Source organism: Acetobacter aceti (genome assembly GCF_002005445.1).
Lineage (GTDB): Bacteria > Pseudomonadota > Alphaproteobacteria > Acetobacterales > Acetobacteraceae > Acetobacter > Acetobacter aceti_B.
Genome location: NZ_CP014692.1, coordinates 2,247,052 through 2,268,527, shown reverse-complemented (window position 1 = coordinate 2,268,527; position 21,476 = coordinate 2,247,052). Strand labels below are relative to the sequence as shown.

The following is a 21,476-nucleotide window of genomic DNA, read 5'->3' as shown; positions in this document are numbered from 1 at the left end:
AAATGAGCGCCAGCATGAAGGCGGAAGCGACAGAATCCAATGCGATCGTGGGCATGGCCCGGGCCGCGCGGATCGCAGCGCGGACGCTGGCCCAGTCTCCAACCGCCATTCGCGACAAGGCGCTATGGGCCGCCGCCAGCGCCCTGCGTGAACAGAGCAACGCCATCCTCGAAGCCAACGCGAAAGATCTCGCCGCCTATGCCGGCACCGACGCCTTCCGTGACCGCCTGACCCTTAACGCCGAACGCGTCGAGGCCATGGCGAAAGGGCTGGAAGACATGGCCGATCTGTCCGATCCTGTTGGGCGGATACTCAGCGAGTGGACACGCCCCAACGGTCTGAAAATCCGTCGCGTGGCGACACCGATCGGAGTCCTCGGCGTCATCTACGAAAGCCGTCCGAATGTTGGTGCGGATGCGGCGGGTCTGTGCATCAAGTCCGGTAACGCCGTCATTCTGCGTGGCGGTTCGGAGAGCTTCCATTCAGCGCAGGCCATCCATAAAGCCATGGCCGCCGGACTCGAAGCCGCCGGTCTGCCCGTGGACGCCGTGCAGGTGGCGCCCAGCGCCGACCGCAAGCACGTTGCCGACATGCTCGCCGCGTCCGGCCTGATCGACCTCATCATTCCCCGTGGCGGAAAATCACTTGTCGAACGTGTGCAGAACGAGGCCCGTATCCCCGTTCTCGCTCACGCCGAGGGTCTGTGCCACACCTACATCCATGCCGCCGCCGAGCCGCAGATGGCCCGGCGCGTGCTTGCCAACGCCAAGATGCGCCGCCCCGGTATCTGTGGCTCCACCGAGACACTGCTGATCGACAACGCCATCGCATCGGAATTGTTGCCGGAGATTGTCAGCGACCTGCGTGAGCTTGGCTGTGATTTTCGTGCCGATGAGCGGGCGCGTCACATCGTCCCCGGTCTTGAGCCTGCTGCCGATGAAGACTTCGCCACCGAATGGCTGGCCCCTGTTCTGTCCGTTGCCGTCGTGGACGGTGTGGAGGCGGCTCTCGCCCATATCTCACGCTATGGCAGTGGACACACGGAAGCGATCATCACGTCCGATGAGGCTGTCGCCACCCGGTTCCTGAACGGCACGGACAGCGCCGTCGTCATGTGGAACGCTTCCACCCAGTTCTGCGATGGCGGCGAATTCGGCTTCGGGGCGGAAATCGGCATCGCCACGGGACGTGTCCATGCCCGTGGTCCCGTCGGCCTCGAACAGCTTACGACCTTCCGTTACGAAGTCCTCGGCACAGGTCAGACACGCCCATAAGCGGTATCGTGGCCTCTCACCACGACACGATCCCGCTCCGGGGAGACCGTCGCGCTTTGCGGATCGGTCTTCTCGGAGGATCGTTCAATCCGGCGCATGAAGGGCATATTCAGATTGCCCTGCGTGCCTTGCACATGCTTGGTCTCGATCAGGTCTGGCTGATGGTCTCGCCCGGCAATCCGCTCAAGCCGCGCAAGGGGATGGCGGCGCTCGACGCCCGTCTTGCTACCGTTGAACGGCTGGCGACTGACCGTCGTCTCATCCCCACGGATATTGAAGCCTCTCTCGGCACCCGATATGCCTTTGATACAATTCGCGCGCTCAGACTCCGTTTCCCTCGTGCCCGCTTCGTCTGGCTGATGGGGACTGATGTTTTTGCCGAACTGCCCCGCTGGTATCGCTGGCAGGCGTTTCTCAGGCAGGTTCCCCTTGCTGTTATGCCTCGTCCCGGCAGCAATGCGGCGGCGTTGCATGGCAAGATTGCAGGACGTCTGAGCCGCTGTCGCCTCCCCGTGGAGAAAATTCGACATCTTCCTGACAAAAGGCCACCAGTCTGGGCTTTTCTTCCTGGCCCGCAAAACGGTATATCGGCAACAGCCCTGCGACGCGCGGGACACACAGAATCCTTATTCCGGACAGATCGGGCAGCCACCCGGCAGGAGACATGGTCATAGCCAGAAAGCCCCCCACCGATACGGACACGACGGATCGTCGCCCGGTCGCCGCGAAAGCTGGAGCGTCGAAGGCGCCGGCAAAATCCAGAACGCCCAAGGCGGTCGATCCGGGCCTTGCCGCTGTGGCAAAAGTGCCGGGGACGCCACGCAAGAAAGCCGCCGCCGCAGGGCCTGTTAAAGAAGGCAAGAAGCGTCCTCATGCGCCTGCGGATGAGTTGGAGAAGTATCTCTCGATCATCACCGCAAGCATCGACGATGATAAGGGTGAGGACATTGTCGTCATTAACCTGACGGGTCGTGCGTCCTTTGCAGACCGTATGGTTATCGCGACGGGTGTGGCCGACCGCCAGATTGCCGCAATGGCCCAGCATATCGAGCGCAAGCTGAAAGATGTCGGTCTGAAGCGCATTCTCGTTGAAGGCGCCAATGGTTCCGACTGGGTGCTGATCGATGCGGGGGATATTGTGATCCATCTGTTCAAGGCTGAAGCGCGTGCGCTTTATGGTCTGGAGCAGATGTGGGGCACTGATTTCGATGGAGCCGATGGGGAAGAGATTACCTCTCTCTGAAGGTATGTCAGAAGTGGTAATCCGGTTAATCAAAATATTTTAGAAAGCTTGATGTGGGAATGTGGGGGTATGGGCGGTAAAACTCTCTTGTTTTTACTGTCGTTTCTGGCCCTTTTTTCCACGTCAGCGCGAGCCGGTGTCCTCTCGAATAACCCGCCGGGTTCGGCAGGCTCCCAGTACGATGTGCGGACAGCGATGAAAAACGCTTGGCTCGTAAGGGTAAAGCCAAGTGAGAAAGCCCGTTTTTACGAAAATGGTTATAGGTCCGGCTGTCCGGCTCTGAAACCTGCGTGCAGGAAGAAAGCCTATCTCGTTCCCGGTGATATCGCGGTTGCCGCCTACAGGATGGGCGCATTTACTGTGATTGATTTTGTCGGGAAAAACGGCGACCCGACCGATGGTGCGGTCGAGACGCGACTGCTGGAAGATATTCCGATGTCCGAGCCTGTCACGCAAGACTGGGTAGGAAAGTGGAAAGATACCGATGAGCAGGTGATCCGCATTGACAGGACCAGAGTGCCATCTGTGCTGGCTTTTCAGGGCGATGCCACATGGGGAGCTGGAGATCCTGAGCGCGTGAAGAATGGGGGTGTGCACACAGGGAGTTTCGCTGCGTATGTGAAGCCGGTGGAAACTTGGGGCGGTTTTCTGACTGAAGCCAGGAAGTGGGATTCTTTCCCCGAACGCACGTCACCCACAGTTTCGGATCAGAAGGGACTGGATACCGACTGGTCGCGGGTCTTTCCGCCAAGTCTGAGTGATGTTTCTCCGTTGACTGATCACACAGAATGCAGCGGAGCTTTCCGGTTGCTGGGGCCTTACCTCCTCGTCTCCACTCCAGTTGATATCTGCGGCGGCCTGAATGTCAGTTTTATAGGTGTCTATCGCAAGGTGGCACGTTAAACGGAACTCTCTTCTTCATTTCGATGCGTCGAATGAGAGGAAAGCGAAAAGGGGGGCGACTGCTTGCTGCTGCTCGCTCTCACATCCGTCTCACCACGTAATGCTCCCGTAGCGCCTCGGTGATCTGTTCGGCGTGCTGTGGATCACGCGCCTCGATCATCACCTCAAGTTCGGCTGCCTGCACGGATGGAGCTGCGAACAGTCGCTGATGCGACACTTCGATGATGTTGCCGCCAGCCTCACCGATCGTCTTTGAAATATCGGCCAGAACACCGGGACGATCCGGGATTTCCATGATCAGTCGCAGCAGGCGTCCGTCGCGAAGCATGGCTCGCAGCAGGGTGTTGGCCAGAATGCGTGTGTCGATATTTCCGCCGCTCACGGGGAGGGCGAGGCGCTTCCCTGCGAACAGGGAAGGATGGCTCATCACGGCGGCCAGACCGGTTGCCCCAGCGCCTTCGGTTACCTGCTTGGCGCCCTCGGCCATCAGCGTAATCGCGTTTTCCACATCGCGCTCGGACACCACGACAACCTGTGAGACAAGCTGCTGGATCACTTCACGTGTCCGGCGGCCGATCTTCATCACCGCGATGCCCTCGGCGATTGTCGCGCCACCACACGGTGTCACCTCCGCTCCGGGAAAAGCGGACAGGGAGGAGTAGCTCTCCACCTGCACGCCGATCAGCTCGATCCCGGGGCGCATGGCTTTTGCCGCAACGGCCATGCCCGCCAGAAGGCCGCCACCGCCAATCGGCACAACCAGCGCATCGAGCGGCCCGGCGTCTTCAAACAGTTCAAGGGCGCAGGTGCCCTGACCAGCCATTACCGCATCATCATCGTAAGGATGGATGAAAACCCGCCCTTCGCGCTCCTGAAGATCTTTCGCGAACAGGGAGGCTTCGGCGAAGTTGTTACCTTCAAGCACAACCTGCGCGCCCCACCCTTCTGTCCGCGTCACCTTGGACGCCGGGGTGAAACGCGGCATGACAATCACGGCGTCAATGCCCAGCAGGCTCGCGTGACGCGCCACGCCCTGAGCGTGATTGCCTGCCGAGACCGCGATCACGCCGCGTGCCCGCTCTTCCGGCGTCAGCAGCGCCAGCTTGTTTGCTGCACCGCGTTCCTTGAACGAGCCCACGGCCTGAAGGTTTTCAAGCTTCAGCGTGATCTCCGCTCCGACCGACTTGGAGAGTGAGTGAGACGGCAGGGTTGGCGTGCGTAGCACGCGCCCTTCGATCCGCCTGGCGGCGGCCGTGATATCCTCGAACGTGATCACGCGGGCAGCTTTCTTCAGGCGTAGACGACGGAAGTGATTTCGTAGCTCCGGTCACCACCGGGGGCTGGCACGGACACCGTATCGCCCAGCGATTTGCCGATGAGTGACTTGGCCAGTGGAGAAGAGATCGACAGGAGGCCCTGCTTGATGTCGGCTTCATAGACGCCGACGATCTGGTAGCGCACTTCCTTCTCGGTCTCTTCGTCGATCAGAGTAACGTGCGCACCGAATTTGACCTGATCGCCAGAGAACTTGGAAGGGTCGATGACCTCGGCGGTCGAGACGATTTCCTCAAGCTCCAGCACACGCCCTTCAATGAACGACTGACGTTCACGGGCCGCGTGATACTCCGCGTTTTCCGAAAGGTCGCCATGTTCACGGGCTTCTGCAATCGCACGAATAACGGCCGGACGCTCCGAAGACTTGAGATGACGGAGTTCGTCCTCAAGTCGCTGCAGGCCGGAAGCGGTCATCGGGGTTTTCTGCAAGGCGCCAATCCTCGGAAAGCGGAACACAAAAAGAGGACCAGACCAGCATCCACGCCAGTCCAGCCCCCGGTGAAGAGGGAAATTCCCTCACGATCTGCTGAAAAGTATAAACCCCCCATCAGACCGGTTCAGAGCGGTAAAAATACCGGAAGAGGATGAAGGAGCATTCAACAGGAATGCCCATTCCTACTCAGAACGATCCGTTAAAATAGGACTGAAGCGGCGCAACTTCAAGCGGACCTTCACGCATCGCTGCAATCGCATGGATTGCAGCACGTGCTCCAGCCATTGTCGTGAAGTTCGGCACACCCATTGTCAGGGCTGAACGACGGATGTCATAGCTGTCCTTCACGGACTGGCCGCCCTGCACCGTGTTGATGACCATCTGGACTTCACCGGAGCGGATGGCGTCCACGCAATGCGGACGACCTTCCAGCACCTTGTTCACTATTTTCACTTCAATTCCCGCATCGCTCAGGCACTTCGCCGTTCCGCGCGTCGCCAGAATGGTGAAACCCATATCGGCCAGCATCCGTCCCAGACGGGGCAGATGGGCCTTGTCTCCGTCACGCACCGACAGGAACACCGCGCCGGACATCGGCAGCTTCACACCCGCGGCAAGCTGGGATTTCGCGAAAGCCCGCTCAAATGATGTGTCGAGACCCATGACTTCGCCGGTGGAGCGCATTTCCGGCCCGAGGATCGTGTCCACGTCCTGGAAGCGGTGGAACGGAAAGACGGCCTCTTTCACGGCGACATGCGGGACGACGGCGCGATCATCCAGCGTAAATTCGGACAGCTTGGCGCCCGCCATCACGCGGGCGCCGATCTTCGCCACCGGAACGCCAGTCGCTTTCGCCACGAAAGGCACGGTGCGGGAGGCGCGGGGATTCACTTCCAGAACGAAAATGTCCTGACCCTTGATCGCATACTGCACGTTCATCAGGCCGACGATGCCAAGTTCGCGCGCCATGGCTTCCGTCTGTGCTTTCAGTTCCGTCACGATGGCCGGAGAAAGCGTGTAAGGCGGCAGGGCGCAGGCGCTGTCACCCGAATGGATGCCGGCTTCCTCGATGTGCTCCATGACACCAGCGACATAGACCTCGTTGCCGTCAGCAATGCAGTCCACGTCGGCTTCGATGGCGTCGTTCAGATAATGATCGATCAGAACCGGGCCGTTCGCCACTTCCGCACCGGCAAGCTGCAACGCGACTTTCATGTAACGCTGGAGGCTGGCGCGGTCATGCACGATTTCCATCGCACGACCACCCAGAACGTAGGACGGACGCACAACCACCGGATAACCGATCTGCTCGGCGATATCCTCGGCTTCGGCGGGGGAGCGGGCGATGCCGTTGGCGGGCTGACGCAGGCCTAGCTTGCGGAGCAGCGTCTGAAAGCGCTCGCGGTCCTCGGCACGGTCGATCGCGTCGGCAGGCGTGCCGAGCAGCGGGATGCCTGCTTCTTCCAGAGCGCGGGACAGCTTCAGCGGCGTCTGGCCGCCATACTGCACGATGCAGCCCAGAACCTCGCCTTTTTCCTGCTCAAGCCGGATCAGCGCGATGACATCCTCGCTCGTCAGAGGCTCGAAATACAGACGATCGGATGTGTCATAGTCGGTGGAAACCGTTTCCGGGTTGCAGTTGACCATGATGGTCTCAACACCGGCCTCACGCAGGGCGTAGGCGGCATGGACGCAGCAATAATCGAACTCGATGCCCTGACCGATGCGATTCGGACCGCCGCCGAGAATGACGACCTTTTTCCGCGATGTCGGATCGGACTCGCAGACCGGCTGGCCAAAGCGGTTCTCGTAGGTGGAATACATATACGGTGTGGCGGAGGCGAACTCGCCGGCACAGGTGTCGATCCGCTTGTAGACCGGTTTTACGCCAGCCTTCTCACGCAGGGCGGCCACTTCGCTGGCCTGCGTGCCGGACAGACGGGCAAGCTGCACGTCCGAGAAACCCATAGCTTTCAGGCGGCGCAGGCTCTGGGCGTCTTCCGGCAGTCCTTTGTCGAGCACTTCCTTTTCCGCCTGAACGATTTTTTCCAGCTCACGCAGGAACCACGGCTCGAACTTGCAGGCGGCGGCGATCTCCTCAACAGACAGACCGGCACGGAGCGCCTGTGCGGCCATCAGGATACGCTCTGGACGCGGCTGCGACAGTTCGGCGCGGAAGGCGTCCACGCCACCGTCGCCGGGAGCTTCGACCGGGTCCAGACCGACAAGACCGGTCTCCATGGAGCGCAAACCCTTCTGGAGCGCCTCGGGGAAGGAGCGACCAATGGCCATCGCCTCGCCAACCGACTTCATGGAAGTAGAGAGCAGGGCGGGGGTGCCGGGGAATTTCTCGAACGTGAAGCGGGGGATCTTCACGACGACATAGTCGATGGTCGGCTCGAAGGAAGCCGGGGTCGAGCCGGTGATGTCGTTGGTCAGTTCGTCCAGCGTGTAGCCCACGGCCAGCTTCGCGGCGATCTTGGCGATCGGAAAGCCGGTCGCCTTGGAGGCCAGCGCCGAGGAGCGCGACACACGCGGGTTCATCTCGATGACCACCATGCGGCCATCTGCCGGGTTCACGCCGAACTGCACGTTCGAACCACCCGTCTCCACGCCGATCGCCCGAAGACAGGCGATCGAGGCGTCGCGCATCCGCTGATATTCCTTGTCGGTCAGCGTCAGAGCAGGGGCGACTGTGATCGAGTCACCAGTATGCACGCCCATCGGGTCGATGTTCTCGATGGAACAGACGATGATGCAGTTGTCCGCCTTGTCGCGGACCACTTCCATCTCGAATTCTTTCCAGCCCAGCACGGACTCTTCAACCAGCACTTCCGTCGTCGGCGAGGCGTCGAGGCCGCCGGCAACGATCTGGTCGAACTCTTCCTTGTTGTAGGCGATGCCGCCGCCTGCGCCGCCCATGGTGAAGGAGGGACGGATGATGGCCGGGAGCCCCACATTCTTCAGGGCTTCACGGGCCTCTTCCAGCGTGTGCGCGATGAAGCTCTTGGGGCTCTCGATGCCGATGGCGTCCATCGCCTCGCGGAACTTCTGACGGTCCTCGGCGCGGTCGATCACATCCGCCTTTGCGCCGATCAGTTCGACATTGTGCTTCACGAGGAAGCCGGACGCGTCCAGCGCCATGGCGGCGTTCAGCGCGGTCTGGCCACCCATGGTCGGCAGGATCGCGTCCGGCTTTTCCTTGAGGATGATGCGCTCCACGAACTCCGGCGTGATCGGCTCGATATAGGTCGCATCAGCCAGACCCGGATCGGTCATGATCGTGGCCGGATTCGAATTCAGCAGGATGACACGGTAGCCTTCCTCACGCAGCGCCTTGCACGCCTGCGCGCCGGAATAGTCGAACTCACAGGCCTGACCGATAACAATCGGACCGGCGCCGATGATCAGGATAGAGCGGATATCTGTCCGTTTGGGCATGATCAGTCCTTTTGGTCAGTCGTCTGAGTCGGACGGGTCGGTGCCCATGGTCCGAATACGGTGAAGATAGTTTTCAAAGAGCGGCACGGTGAACGCCGTCTCGCCGTGGGCCGGGCTGTACACCATGCCCTTGCGGATCAGCGTCGCCCGCACGGGGGCTACGGCCTGCGTGCGGGAGCCCATGCGTTCGGCGATTTCCCCGGAACGGTGAGAGCCTTCGCCAAGCTCCGCCATGGCCTGACAGTATTCCCGTTCGCGGGGTGTCAGGCGGGCGTAGCGCATCCGGAAGAAGCCGCCATCCAGCGAGGTGAGTGACACTGCGGTCGCCACATCGATGTCGCCTTTGAGAATGCGGTCGCCATGCGCCACGTTCCACGCATGATAGGCCCATTCCTGAAGGAAATAGGGATAGCCCCGCGTGATGCGGACCACTTCCGCCACGGCTTCCGGCGTGAAGTCCACTTTTTCCCGTGCTGCGGGTGTGCGGAGGGCGTCTTCGCACTCGGCGGGAGAAAGCGGGCCGAGGATGGGGAACTCGAACAGGCGCTCGGCATAGGATTTGGCCTGACCGATCAGTGAGACCAGATGCGGCAGACCCGCGCCGACCAGCACGATGGGCAGACCTTCGCGCATGACGCGATGCATCGCCATGATGACGGCTGAGAGGTCGGCCTCGGAGAGATTCTGGATCTCGTCGATGAACAGCGCCACGCCGGTATGACGGGACTGCGCCGCGTGACCGAGGGCCGAGATCATGTCGGGCAGGTCGGTGGTCAGGTCGCCAGTGTCGGCGGTGCCGTGCTCCGGTTCCACGTCCAGTTCGATGCTGAACCCGAGCACGGACTGGATACGCAGGCCGCTGGCGAAACTTTTCAGAACACGCAGACCGCGTTTGACCTGTTCCGTCACCGCGCCCAGACGATCCAGTTCCAGCATCATCCGACGCAGATGCGGAACCAGAGTCGCGCCGAGAGGCTTTTCTTCCTCGGCTTCGACAAAGCAGGTCAGATACCCGGCGCTTTTCGCCAGTTGCTCGACGCGGGCCAGCACGACCGTCTTGCCCACACCCCGCAGGCCGGTCGCGATGAAGCTGCGCGCGCTTTTTCCGCCAAGCGCGCGCTGCAACACGATCCCCGCCTGTGTGAACAGGTCTTCCCGCCCGGCAAGCTCGGGTGGAGAAGCCCCTGCGCCGGGGACATAAGGGTTACGGACGGGATCCATGCGGGAAGGCTCAGGCGGCCTTTCCGTGTGAGTCGATCAGCGCCACAAACCGCTCGAAAAGATAGAAGCTGTCGGACGGGCCGGGGCTGGCTTCCGGATGATACTGCACGGAGAAGGCGGGAAGCGTGGTGGAGGCGATGCCCTCGTTCGACTTGTCGAACAGGCTGATATGGGTGACCTTCACATCGTTCGGCAGCGACTTTTCATCGACGGCGAAGCCGTGATTCTGGCTGGTGATTTCGACCTTGCCGGTCTCGATATCCTTCACGGGCTGGTTCGCGCCGCGATGGCCCTGCGCCAGCTTGTAGGTCTTCGCGCCGAGCGCCTGTGCGAGAAGCTGGTGACCGAGGCAGATGCCGAACACGGGGATGCCCGCATCCAGAACGCCGCGAATGGCCGGGACAGCGTAGGGAGCTGTTGCTGCCGGGTCGCCGGGGCCATTGGAGAGGAATACACCTTCCGGCTTGAGCGCCAGAATTTCTTCGGCGGAGGTTGTTGCGGGTACGACTGTCACATCACAGCCTGCCGATGTCAGGCAGCGGAGAATGTTCCGTTTCGCGCCATAATCGACCGCGACAACCTTACGGCGTTTGGTGGGCAATGGTTTGGTGCCGGACGGCCAGTCCCACACGCCTTCCGACCATGTGTAGGGCTTGTCGCATGTCACGGTCCTGGCGAGATCCATGCCCTCCAGACCCGGCCATGCGACAGCTTTCTCCCTGGCGGCGTCGAGGTCGATCTGACCGTTGCTGATGGCGACGAGAACGGCTGTCTGCGGGCCACCGTCGCGGATGCGAAGGGTCAGCGCGCGTGTGTCCACGCCGCAGATGCCCGGCACGTTCCGCTCTTTCAGCCAAGCGTCGAGGCTTTCCGTCGAGCGCCAGTTCGCCGGCTCCGTCAGATCCTGCTTTACGACAAGACCGCGGGCGGCGACGCGAAGCGCCTCGTCATCTTCGATGTTGGTGCCGACATTGCCGATGTGCGGGAAGGTAAAGGTGATGACCTGTCCGGCAAAAGACGGGTCGGTCAGGGTTTCCTGATAGCCGGTCATGCTGGTGGAGAAGCAGATTTCACCAATTGCCTCGTCGGCAGGAGCGGCACCAAAGCCAATCCCCCAGAACACAGTGCCATCTGCAAGAACGAGAGCGGCTGTCGCTCCCTCCGGAACGTCAGTGGCTGTGCTTGCGCGCTGTTCGGACATGATCGGTTTCCGGTTAGGGGACTCTGGGAGGGGTGAGGAGGAAGAGGCTTCAGGCTGAAGTTCATCAAGTGAAATGCCTGCGGCCCGGGCTACGACAGGCCAGTGTTTTGGCGGAATGGTCCGTGCCTGACGCCATTTGCGTACGGCTTCGGTGCCGACACCGGTCAGCGCCGCAATCTTTTCAGGACCGCCGACCCGCTCAATGATGGCTTCGACAGACAGAGACATGGCTTGCTTACTCCCTACCGAAGGGGCTTGTAGCAGTCCGGAACGGGAGTGGGAAGAAAATTCCCAACCACGAAAGATCCTCGGTGGGAATTTTTTTCTCTCGGGAGGACTTCGCGAGAGGATTGATGAGGTTCAAAACGCCTCTGTGTCCGCGCGAAATGGATGCAGTTTTCCATTACGGTTCTCTGGTTTTGAAGCTGGGGTTGAATCGCACATGCAGAGGTGTGTTTTCCAGTCGTTGCGAGGGTGGAGTGACTGCGCCACGAAGTGTCAATGTCATAATATCTGAAAACTTACTGAGCAGATCAGGTGATTGAGGCTTTCAGCCAATCAGGAGGGCTTATCTATGCCCCGGCGGATACATCCGGATTTATCGATATAATGTTCTGAACATTTTGATACCTATAAAGCCATCACGGCCCTAACATGTTTCGGTAACGATATGATGGGGTGCGTGATGAAGTCACTCAAAGTGCTTGCGGTTGCTCTCGGTCTTGGCTGTGCGACAGCGGCGCATGCTGACGACACAATTCGGATCATGGCACCGGTATGGACAGGATTTGCTCCGGTTCTGGTGGCTCAGGATCTGGGATATTTCAAGGACGCCCATCTTTCCGTCGATCTGAAATTCTCCGACGAACGATCCGATGTCATGGCCGCCATGGCGCACGGCTCCATCGAGATGGAAATGCGCGCCCTCAATGAATATCAGGGGCGTCCGCGTGACGGGAACACGCCGGGTATCATCATCGGCTCCATCGACCGCAGCCTTGGTGGGGATGGGGTGATTGTTGACGGCTCGATCCATACCGTCAGCGACCTCAAGGGCAGGACGGTTGCCTCGGAGAGCAATATTCCGGGTCGCCTTCTCTTGCAGATGGAACTGCACAAGCACGGCATGACCCTGGCCGATCTCAAGATGAAGGAAATCCTGACCTCCGACAGTGTGGCGGTATTTGCGGACCCGAGTATTGCGGCGGTTGTGACCTACCAGCCTTTTCTGCAGCAGATACTCGGCATTTCAGCGGATCGTCACCCCAAGGAACTGGTTTCATCGGCTGATTATCCCGATTACATCGTGGATGTTCTCGTGGTCCGCAATGATGACCTGAAGGCCAGTCCTGACAAATACAAGCGGTTCCTGACGGCTTTATACAAGGCTGTGGCCTACTACAGATCCAATCCAGAGGATTTCGCGAAGATTGCCGCTCCTCACTTCGATCTTTCACCGGATGATTTCAAGAAAAGCGTCGTGGGAAGCCTTGAATACACGGATCTGGCGCAGTCCAGAGCTTATATGGGTACCCCTGAAAAGCCGGGTAAGATCAAGGAGATCTTTGTCACTCTTATGGGGCTCAATATAGAGAACGGCGCTGCCTCTGTCCGTCTCGATCCAGCCCATTCCATCGACAGCAGCCTGATTGCTGCGCTTCCCGCCCAATGACTGTAGCGGCCTCTCCTTCCACCTCCAAAAGTGTCTGGAGCCTCTTTCGCTTCCGGGTGGCAATTCCACAGAGCGCCACGCTGCTGGCCGCATTGCTGGGGGCGGCCGCTTTTCTCGGAGGATGGCAATTGCTGGTGTCGCTGCATGTGGTGGCGCCAGTCTTCCTGCCCACGCCGCTCAGGGTCGCACAGACCTTTGTCCGGATGTGCACGGATGGTTCGATGCTGCCCAATACAGTGGTTTCCGTCAGACGTGTATGGCTGGCCTTCCTTCTCTCGGCCCTGCTGGCCGTGCCACTGGGAATCCTGATGAGCGGATATCGCATCATTGGCGCGACACTGGAGCCAATGATCGATTTTATCCGCTATCTTCCGGTGCCGGCGCTCGTGCCGCTCGCTATCATCTGGTTCGGGGTGGGGGAGACAACCAAGATATTCCTGCTGTGGCTTGGGACGTTCTTCCAGCTCGTTCTCATGATCGCTGCCGACATGAAACGTATTCCTAACGAATATTTCGAAACGGCTTATACGTTGGGCGCCCGGCCACGGGAAACGCTGCTGCCTGTAGCACTTCCGGCCATGCTGCCCCAGCTCATGGACAGTATGCGTATAAGTCTCGGCTGGTGCTGGACCTATGTGATCATCGCGGAAATCGTTGCTTCTGACAGTGGTCTCGGTTTCGTTATCTGGACGGCGCGGCGTTTCATGAAAACCGATCAGGTCATGGCAGGCGTCATCATGATCGGCCTGATTGGCCTCGTGACAGATCAATGCCTGCGTCTGCTGCACCGCAAGCTCTTCAGGTATCAGTGAATATGGAACAGCCCTTTCCCTATCTCCAGTTCCGAAATGTCACGAAATTCTTCGGAGACGTTCCGGTCGTCAAGGAGCCGTTCAATCTCTCCATTCCTGCGGGTCAGTTCACGGTCTTTCTCGGTCCATCCGGATGCGGAAAAACCACGCTGATGCGGATGATCGGTGGCCTTGATACGCCGACTTCCGGGGAGATTCTGCTTCAGGGAACGCCTGTAGGGGCGCCGGATATCCGGCGCGGCATGGTGTTTCAGTCCTATTCTTCCTTCCCATGGCTGACTGTCCGCAAGAATATTGAATTCGGCTTGCGTTTTCGCAAAGACCTTTCATCCGGCCAGAAAAGGGACCGCGCGGAACATTTCCTGAAACTGGTCGGGCTTGGCGATTTCGCCACCAGCTATCCTTCGCGCATTTCTGGCGGTATGCGTCAGCGCGTCGCCATCGCCCGAACCCTTGCCGCCGATCCGGATGTGCTGCTGATGGACGAACCTTTCGGCGCGCTGGATGCCAGTCTGCGCGAGGATCTTCAGTTCGAACTGCGGAAAATTCAGAAGAGTTCAAGGAAGACCACAATCTTCGTGACACACGATGTCGAGGAGGCCGTTTTCCTTGCCGATCGGATCATCGTCTTCGGATCTCGTCCGGCCCACGTTATCGCGGATATCGATGTGACTTCCCTGATAGGTGCAGAGAGAAACGAAACCGTGCGCGACAGCGAGCAGTTTTTCCACCTGCGTACGGAGATCCTGCATCGTCTGCGAGGACGCTGCGTGAAAGCGGTTGCCGCATGATGATGGATTTTTCGAAAAAGTCCGTTTTCATCACGGGCGCAAGCAGGGGAATCGGCCTCGGCGTGGCGCAGGCTTTCGCGCGCGCAGGGGCATCATTGACACTTCTCGCTGACGACGACGCGATTTTCGATGTGGCCGCCTCTCTCCATGGGACGGCTGTAAAAGCAGATATCGGAAACGCGTCTGCCATCACTGAAGGTCTGCGTAATCATGGACCGATTGACGTTCTGGTCAACAATGCCGGGCTTGAACGTCTGACTCCGCTGGAGAGCCAGGACGCAGAAACCGTCGCCCTGTTTGAGCGGATCATCCACACCAATGTCGTCGGCACCTATCATGTCACGCGTATGGCGCGTCCTCTCATGCGGGAAGGAGGATCCATCATCAATACGGCGTCAATCTGGGGTCGTGTGGCGGAACCGCTTTTTGGAGCCTATGTCGCTTCCAAACACGCCATTATCGGTCTGACAAAAACCTGGGCGCTTGAGCTTGGTTCGCAGGGTATCCGTGTCAATGCCGTAGCGCCGGGCTGGGTACGAACGGAGGCCGCCATGCGCTCTCTGGCGACGATGTCGGAACGCAGTGGGCAAAGCGAGGAGGACAGTCTGAATACCATCATCGCGGCTCAGGCTCTTCCGGGCCTCATGACGGCGTCAGATGTGGCGGATACCTATCTGTTTCTTGCGTCTCCTCTCGCAGCAAGCATCACCGGCCAGACGATCCAGATCGATCGCGGCGAATATCCCCTGTAGGTTCCAATGAAAACTCAGTCCTCACATCAGCATGTTCTTGTGACAGGAGCCTCGTCAGGGATCGGGCTTGCCATTGCACAGGCGTGGTCCGCAACCGGGGCCAAGGTGATCGGTCTGGATCGCAAAGCGCCTGTTGAGGGGCTTGATGGTCTGGAAGTTGACCTGGCAGATGTCGCAGCGCTGGAAAAAGGTGTCAGGGACGCCGCGGAGCATCTGGAAAACCGGATCGACGTTCTGGTCAACTGTGCTGGAGTCATGATCGAAGAAACGCTTCAGGATTTAACCAGTGAAGCACTCGATCTTACACTGGCAGTCAATCTGCGCGCACCGTTTCTGGTCACACGGAATGCCCTGCCGTTTATGGGTGAGGGTGGCTGTATCCTCAATATAGCTTCCGAACTGGCCTATCTCGGGCGTGCTGGGGCCTCGGCCTACTGCGCAACCAAGGGGGCGGTCCTGTCGATGACACGTTCATGGGCGCGCGAACTCGCGCCCCGCATCCGGGTGAACGCCATTGCACCCGGACCAGTCGATACACCTCTACTGAATTTCGCCCGGCAGGATGCCGCCACACAGGCTCAGGATCTTTCCAATCCGCTGGGGCGTATCGGACGGCCCGAGGAAATTGCCCGGGTTGTTCTCTTTCTCGCGTCTGCGGACGCATCTTTCATCACCGGCCAGTGCCTTAACGTGGATGGCGGCGCCGCCATGCACTGACCTGCTTTCCATTAGGAGGTTTCAGTCCATCATGCCCAGAACCGTCAAACTTGCTGAACTCACCTGGCCAGATTTCGCAGCCCGTGTGGCGGAAAATCCCGTGGTGTTCCTGCCTATCGGCGCCACGGAGCAGCACGGACCGCATCTGCCGCTGAATGTTGATCAGGTGCTTCCCACGGCCGTCGCCGAGCGTGTGGCGGAAAAGGTGGGAGGGCTGGTCGCCCCGACGCTGCCTTACGGCTATAAATCGCAGCCCCGTTCAGGCGGCGGCGAGCATTTTCCCGGCACAATCGGGCTCGATGCCAATACGCTCACCCTCGTCATCCGCGATATCGTGTGTCGGCTGGCGCATCATGGCGTCAAACGGATCGTTCTCGTGAATGGTCATTTCGAAAATGCATGGCCTGCCGTGGAAGGTCTCGATCTCGCCATGCGCGATATCCGGCGCGACGGGATCGAAGGTCTCACCGCCATGCGTCTGGAATACTGGGACTTCGTCGAACGTGCGACGCTCGATCGTCTGTTTCCGGAAGGATTTCCCGGCACTGAACTTGAGCATGCAAGCCTGCTCGAAACCTCGCTGATGCTGCTCGTGCGTGACGATCTGGTTGACATGAGCAAGGTTCCCAACGACGGCCCCGCCACATTTCCACCCTATGACCGCTGGCCGCTGCGTGCGGACTTTGTTCCTCCCTCGGGCGTGCTGGCCAGAGCGCAGGGCTCCACGGCCGAAAAGGGGCAATGGCTGATGGATGATCACACACGTCTGCTGGCGGAAGCCATCAGCAGGGAGTTCGGACTATGATGCATCATGGTGAGACCCATGTGATCGACGCCAGTCAGGTGCCCCGTTTTGCGGGAGTGCCGACCTTCATGCGTCTCCCGCTGGCCAGCAGCGCCGAGGGTTACGATGTCGTTTTCACCGGCATTCCCTATGACGGCGGCACGACCAACCGTTCCGGCGCACGCCATGGGCCGCGTGAGATGCGCAATGCCTCTTCCATGATGCGTCAGGTCAACGCCAACGGAATCGCTCCCTATCAGTCATTGAGTGTGGCTGATATCGGAGATTGCCCGATCAATCCGTTCAATGTGACGGAGTGCCTGGACATGATCACCGCGCATTACGCCGCCATTGCGGCCGCCGGTGCGGTGCCCATCACGGCGGGTGGCGACCATCTTGTCAGTCTGCCCATCCTGCGCGGTCTTGCGGCTGAGCGTCCTGTCGGGCTGATCCATTTCGACAGTCATACAGACACCGGCGATACCTATTTTGGAAAAAACCGTTACACACACGGCACTCCCTTTCGTCGTGCGGTGGAAGAAGGACTGATCGACAGCAACCGGACCCTTCAGATCGGTCTGCGTGGCTCGCTGTATTCTCCCACCGATTACGACTATGCCCGTGAAGCCGGGTTCCGCCTGATCCTCATGGACGAGGCGATGGACCTTGGGCCGGAGGGCATCATCAGCGCCATTCGTGAGCGCGTAGGGGACGGCCCCGTTTATGTGTCGTTCGATATTGACTGTCTTGACCCCTCGGTCGCCCCCGGTACCGGCACGCCGGAAGCAGGAGGCTTTCTGATGCGTGAAGCCCAGAAGATGGTCCGGGGTCTCAATGGGCTCGACATCATCGGCGCCGACGTCGTGGAGGTGTCACCGCCGTTCGATGTAGGGGGGATTACGTCTCTTGCCGGTGCGACAATGATGTTTGAACTGCTTTGTGCTGTTGCGGCAGGAAAGAAGGCATGAAAAACGGTTACGACGGCGGTCGCCTTGATCTGCCTTTTGTCGGCATATGCAGTTTCGGAAAATATCCGATCCAACTGGACTGGTCGGCCATCGACGCTGATGTGGCGATCATGGGCGCTCCTTTCGATTGCGGTACTCAATGGCGCAGCGGCACACGCTTTGGTCCCCGCAGTATCCGTGAGGCTTCGACACTCTTCGCCTTCGGCCATGCCGGTGCCTACGATCATGAAGATGACCGGGTTTATCTTGATGGAACCGGAGGCCGTATCGTCGACATAGGCGACGCCGATATCGTGCATACGGATACCGAGCGGAGCCACGCGAACATTGAAGCGGGTGTTCGGGCCATTCTTGCCGCCGGTGCTTTGCCTGTCGTTCTGGGTGGTGATCATTCGATCAACATTCCCTGTATTCGGGCTTTCGACGATCAGCCGCCGATGCATCTTGTCCAGATCGATGCGCATCTCGATTTCGTGGATGAACGGCAGGGTGTTCGTAACGGTCATGGCAACCCGATGCGCCGTGCCGCAGAACAGCCTTACATCACCGGGATGACGCAGATCGGCATCCGCAACGTGTCGTCAACGGGACGGGAAGGATATGAGGATGCCCGGGAATTCGGTTCGGATATTCTCAGCGTGCGACAGGTGCGCAAGCTGGGACTGGAAGCCCTGATTGAGCGTATTCCCGCAGGTGTGAACTATTATCTTTCCATTGATATCGACGCATTTGACCCGTCTATCGCCCCCGGAACGGGCACACCAAGCCACGGAGGATTCCTGTATTATGAAATACTGGAACTGCTCGCAGCCCTGGCGGAAAGAGGTCGTGTGGTCGGGGTTGATCTGGTGGAGGTCGCTCCCGATTACGACCCGGCAAAAATAACCCCGATCCTTGCCTCGCAATTGCTGCTTAATTTTATTGGACGCATCCTGTATTTCAGGAATCATGAGTCCTGAATCTCCTTCATCACCGGCATCTCCTCACCTGTCTGCCCAGAAAAAGCAGGCAGTTCCCGGTGTCACGAGAATGCGTCGGTTCGACAATATTGATCTGCGACTCTTACGGGTTTTTGCGACCCTGGCGGAAACGGGCAGTTTTTCTGCCGCCCAGATTACCCTCAATCTCAGCCAGTCCACATTGAGCACACATCTGGCCGCGCTGGAACAGCGGTTGGGTGGGGCGCTGTGTCTTCGTGGACGCAAGGGCTTCCGTCTGACACCTCTGGGCGAGGAAACAGTCGAAGCAATTCAGGATCTTTTTGAAAGTATCGACACTTTTCAATCCCGGATCAGTCAGGCTCCCACGGAACTGGGTGGACGACTGCGTATCGGCACAATCGGGGGGATCATAAACAGTCCGCAGATGGTGCTCCAGCATGTATTGGCGCGTGTCATCGCTCAAATTCCCAATATCCATATCGATCTGCGTCTGGGTATTCCGCAGGATCTGGAACTTCAGGTTGCAGATGGGACGCGGGATGTTGTGGTCGGGCCTTTCGCCTGTCACGCGCCCGGTGTGCAGTATGTGGAGCTTTGTGAGGAGCCTCATGCCCTGTATTGCGGGGACCAGCACCCGTTTTTTGCCATGCAGGATGCTGATATCTCGAAAGACATGATTGATCAGGCAAGGTTTTCCGTAAGGGCCTATCGCAAGCTTGAGGATCTTCAGCGTATTCGTCATCCACGCGCCAGTGGCAGCATTGTCCATATGGAGGCGCAACTGATGATGATTCTGTCAGGTAGTTTTATCGGCTTTCTGCCCGAGCAGGCTGCCCTTCCTTATGTGAAGAACAAGCAGATGCGTGCCATAAAGCGTGATATCTATACATTTTCATCAAAACATTACGTGGCATTTAGAAATATAGATGAAAAGAACAGGATAATAAATATATTTGTTGATGAGATTGTCAGCGGTTGTCGTGGTTCTGAATAAGATATTTGTGTTGTGTGCTGATTTCGTAATCGAAACTTCTTGTCTCTTTGAGTGTCCGTTCAGGAACATCTTGAATCATTGGAATTGTTTGTGATTCCCTTTCAGCGCGCCCGATATGACCGGCCAGCTTCGCTCTCCGAGCGATCTGACGGACGAGGAATGGTCGCAGATCTCCCCCTGATCCCGACTGCCCGGCGTGGCGGCAACAAGCGGACAGTGGGATATACGGGAGGTCATGAACGGTCTGATGGATGTTCCTGGGACGGATTGCAGTGGCGCGAGATCCCGAAAGACCTTCCGCCGCGCAGCACGGTGAATTACTGTTTCTGCCGTTGGCAGCATGACGGCACACCCGACCGTCTGCACCATGCGCTCTCCATCCTTTGTCGGGAGCAGGCGGACCGTGAGGCGAGGCCGACAGCGGCGATCATCGACAGCCAGATCGTCAAGGGCGTCGAAAAAGGGGGCCGCGCATCGATCGTTCGATTTTTCGGGGCTGTAGGGCGTGACGGAAATCAATGACCAGAATCATGATGAGGATTTACAAGACTGACGTCAAAAGGATGCGACAGTTCCTGCTGAATTGTGAATGAAAATCACGGGTACGGATGGTAATGGAGCAGCAGGACGCGTTCTCCCCAGAGCCCTTTTTGAAAAGGCTTAGAGTCCCGATATGGAATGAAACCAGTTCTCTGCATCAATGAAAAAATAGCGGAAATCCGGCCTTTTCGGGGGTGTGTATTTGCTCCGTAAGGCCGGCTCTGCCTCAGATGATGAATCTCCAAAAGGGCTCTGAGCAGGAACGGGTTTGGCGAAATGTCCACGTTCATGACGGTTTGCTTCACCCCCGATCAAACTGAACTTCGCTGGGCTCGAATGGTTTTACCGTTGCGAATGTGTTCCAACCTGTAGAAGGCTTTTGAGGCAGGGAGAGAAGAGACCGATGAACACGACAAAACTGGACGCCCTGCGTAAGAAATATGGCGCCGCCTCGGGTAGCGACATGTTCGATCCCGAATTCAAGGCTGTTGCCGCGACTCAGTTTTCTCAAGGCGATCGTCGTAGCAAACCATATTCAGGCGTGCAGACTTTCCTGTCGCTGCCATATTGTCCGGAGGCTGCCTCATCCGATGATTTCGGCGGTCTTGATGTGGCTGTGGTCGGCGTGCCGATGGATCTTGGCGTCACCAACCGTTCCGGTTCGCGCTTTGGCCCTCGGGCGGTGCGCGATATCGAGCGCATTGGTCCTTACGAGCATGTCCTGAAGCGTGTGCCTTCCAGCATGTGCAAGGCGGCCGATATTGGCGATGTCGGATTTCGCAGCCGTTTCAGTCTCGAAAAATCCCATGAGGATATTCAGGAATTTTATGGCCGTCTGGTAAAGGCTGGTGTCATTCCTCTGTCTGTCGGTGGCGACCACTCCATCAGCTACTCGATCCTCAAGGCGATCGGAGCGAAGCAGCCGGTCGGCATGGTGCATTTCGATGCGCATTGTGACACCAGCGGCGAATATGAAGGTGCGAAGTTCCACCACGGTGGTCCGTTCCGTCTTGCTGTGCTTGATGGCGTTCTGGACCCGGAGCGCTGCGTGCAGATCGGTATCCGTGGTTCTTCCGAGTATCTCTGGGAGTTCTCCAGGGATTCCGGGATGACCGTCATCCACGGTGAGGATGTGCCGAAGCTCGGCACTGACGCCATTCTGGAAACGGTGCGCAAGGTGATTGGCACCGGTCCTGTGTATGTCAGCTTCGATGTGGATTGTCTTGATCCTGCCTTTGCGCCTGGCACTGGCACGCCGGAAGTGGGCGGTCTGACCACACGTGAGGCGCTGGAACTTCTGCGTGGGCTCGATGGTCTCGATATCGTCGGTGGCGATGTTGTCGAAGTCGCGCCGCAATATGATGCGACCACCAATACTGCGCAGGCCGGCGCTCAGATGCTCTTTGAACTGTTCAGTCTGATCGCGGGGAAAATCGCTTCCCGATAATCCGGAG

General features: G+C 58.8%; 19 protein-coding genes and 1 pseudogene. 15 read left to right on the top strand and 5 right to left on the bottom strand.

Annotation, left to right across the window (positions count from 1 at the left end):
• The first annotated feature begins 2 nt into the window (after positions 1–2).
• The 4 genes from A0U92_RS10220 (at position 3) to A0U92_RS10205 (ending at position 3,420) form a co-directional block, all read left to right on the top strand.
• Positions 3–1,274, top strand: a complete 1,272-nt coding sequence (locus tag A0U92_RS10220) for a glutamate-5-semialdehyde dehydrogenase (protein ID WP_077813129.1) — start codon at positions 3–5, stop codon at positions 1,272–1,274.
• Positions 1,275–1,282: 8 nt separating this feature from the next.
• Complete coding sequence (locus tag A0U92_RS10215) at positions 1,283–1,948, top strand: nicotinate-nucleotide adenylyltransferase (protein ID WP_077813128.1); 666 nt, start codon at positions 1,283–1,285, stop codon at positions 1,946–1,948.
• Positions 1,949–2,079: 131 nt separating this feature from the next.
• Entirely contained in the window at positions 2,080–2,517 is a 438-nt protein-coding gene (gene rsfS, locus A0U92_RS10210; protein WP_408736119.1) for a ribosome silencing factor, read from the top strand.
• A 195-nt stretch (positions 2,518–2,712) separates the two neighbouring features.
• Positions 2,713–3,420 carry a hypothetical protein gene (locus A0U92_RS10205; protein WP_149026442.1) on the top strand — a complete coding sequence of 236 codons (708 nt, stop codon included), beginning with the start codon at positions 2,713–2,715 and terminating at the stop codon, positions 3,418–3,420.
• Between the two features lie 79 nt (positions 3,421–3,499).
• On the opposite strand, the gene A0U92_RS10200 is transcribed toward A0U92_RS10205, so the two are convergent.
• The 5 genes from A0U92_RS10200 to carA all read right to left on the bottom strand — a co-directional run bounded on the left by A0U92_RS10200 (position 3,500) and on the right by carA (position 11,279).
• Positions 3,500–4,696 carry a threonine ammonia-lyase gene (locus tag A0U92_RS10200; protein WP_077813126.1) on the bottom strand — a complete coding sequence of 399 codons (1,197 nt, stop codon included), beginning with the start codon at positions 4,694–4,696 and terminating at the stop codon, positions 3,500–3,502.
• A gap of 14 nt (positions 4,697–4,710) precedes the next feature.
• On the bottom strand, positions 4,711–5,184 hold the full coding sequence (greA, locus tag A0U92_RS10195) for a transcription elongation factor GreA (protein WP_077814377.1): 474 nt from the start codon (positions 5,182–5,184) through the stop codon (positions 4,711–4,713).
• Positions 5,185–5,374: 190 nt separating this feature from the next.
• Positions 5,375–8,629, bottom strand: a complete 3,255-nt coding sequence (carB, locus tag A0U92_RS10190) for a carbamoyl-phosphate synthase large subunit (RefSeq protein WP_077813125.1) — start codon at positions 8,627–8,629, stop codon at positions 5,375–5,377.
• 15 nt (positions 8,630–8,644) lie between these two features.
• On the bottom strand, positions 8,645–9,850 hold the full coding sequence (locus tag A0U92_RS10185) for an ATP-binding protein (protein ID WP_077813124.1): 1,206 nt from the start codon (positions 9,848–9,850) through the stop codon (positions 8,645–8,647).
• 10 nt (positions 9,851–9,860) lie between these two features.
• Positions 9,861–11,279 (bottom strand): glutamine-hydrolyzing carbamoyl-phosphate synthase small subunit, encoded by a 1,419-nt coding sequence (gene carA, locus A0U92_RS10180; protein ID WP_077813123.1) that lies wholly within the window; start codon positions 11,277–11,279, stop codon positions 9,861–9,863.
• A gap of 457 nt (positions 11,280–11,736) precedes the next feature.
• On the opposite strand from carA, the gene A0U92_RS10175 reads away from it, so the two are divergent.
• The 11 genes and pseudogenes from A0U92_RS10175 (at position 11,737) to speB (A0U92_RS10125) (ending at position 21,469) form a co-directional block, all read left to right on the top strand.
• A complete protein-coding gene (locus A0U92_RS10175; RefSeq protein ID WP_077813122.1) occupies positions 11,737–12,723 on the top strand; it encodes an ABC transporter substrate-binding protein in 987 nt (328 codons plus the stop codon).
• Positions 12,720–13,535 carry an ABC transporter permease gene (locus tag A0U92_RS10170; protein ID WP_077813121.1) on the top strand — a complete coding sequence of 272 codons (816 nt, stop codon included), beginning with the start codon at positions 12,720–12,722 and terminating at the stop codon, positions 13,533–13,535. Before A0U92_RS10175 ends, A0U92_RS10170 begins: the two co-directional genes overlap by 4 nt.
• A 2-nt stretch (positions 13,536–13,537) precedes the next feature.
• Positions 13,538–14,326 carry an ABC transporter ATP-binding protein gene (locus tag A0U92_RS10165; protein ID WP_077813120.1) on the top strand — a complete coding sequence of 263 codons (789 nt, stop codon included), beginning with the start codon at positions 13,538–13,540 and terminating at the stop codon, positions 14,324–14,326.
• Positions 14,323–15,078 (top strand): SDR family NAD(P)-dependent oxidoreductase, encoded by a 756-nt coding sequence (locus tag A0U92_RS10160; protein WP_077813119.1) that lies wholly within the window; start codon positions 14,323–14,325, stop codon positions 15,076–15,078. Before A0U92_RS10165 ends, A0U92_RS10160 begins: the two co-directional genes overlap by 4 nt.
• Positions 15,079–15,084: 6 nt before the next feature.
• Entirely contained in the window at positions 15,085–15,795 is a 711-nt protein-coding gene (locus A0U92_RS10155) for an SDR family NAD(P)-dependent oxidoreductase (protein ID WP_077813118.1), read from the top strand.
• Between the two features lie 31 nt (positions 15,796–15,826).
• Positions 15,827–16,600 carry a creatininase gene (locus A0U92_RS10150; RefSeq protein ID WP_077813117.1) on the top strand — a complete coding sequence of 258 codons (774 nt, stop codon included), beginning with the start codon at positions 15,827–15,829 and terminating at the stop codon, positions 16,598–16,600.
• On the top strand, positions 16,597–17,547 hold the full coding sequence (gene speB, locus A0U92_RS10145; RefSeq protein ID WP_077813116.1) for an agmatinase: 951 nt from the start codon (positions 16,597–16,599) through the stop codon (positions 17,545–17,547). Before A0U92_RS10150 ends, speB (A0U92_RS10145) begins: the two co-directional genes overlap by 4 nt.
• Complete coding sequence (gene speB / locus A0U92_RS10140) at positions 17,544–18,506, top strand: agmatinase (RefSeq protein WP_077813115.1); 963 nt, start codon at positions 17,544–17,546, stop codon at positions 18,504–18,506. Before speB (A0U92_RS10145) ends, speB (A0U92_RS10140) begins: the two co-directional genes overlap by 4 nt.
• The gene (locus tag A0U92_RS10135; RefSeq protein ID WP_236748084.1) at positions 18,496–19,482 is read left to right on the top strand and encodes a LysR family transcriptional regulator; all 987 of its coding nucleotides are present in this window, start codon (positions 18,496–18,498) and stop codon (positions 19,480–19,482) included. The genes speB (A0U92_RS10140) and A0U92_RS10135 overlap by 11 nt, the downstream gene beginning before the upstream one ends.
• 90 nt (positions 19,483–19,572) lie before the next feature.
• A pseudogene (locus A0U92_RS10130) lies at positions 19,573–19,950 on the top strand (transposase); the annotation flags it as partial.
• Between the two features lie 475 nt (positions 19,951–20,425).
• Positions 20,426–21,469, top strand: coding sequence for an agmatinase (gene speB, locus A0U92_RS10125; protein WP_077813113.1), 1,044 nt, complete (start codon positions 20,426–20,428; stop codon positions 21,467–21,469).
• Positions 21,470–21,476: the final 7 nt, after the last annotated feature.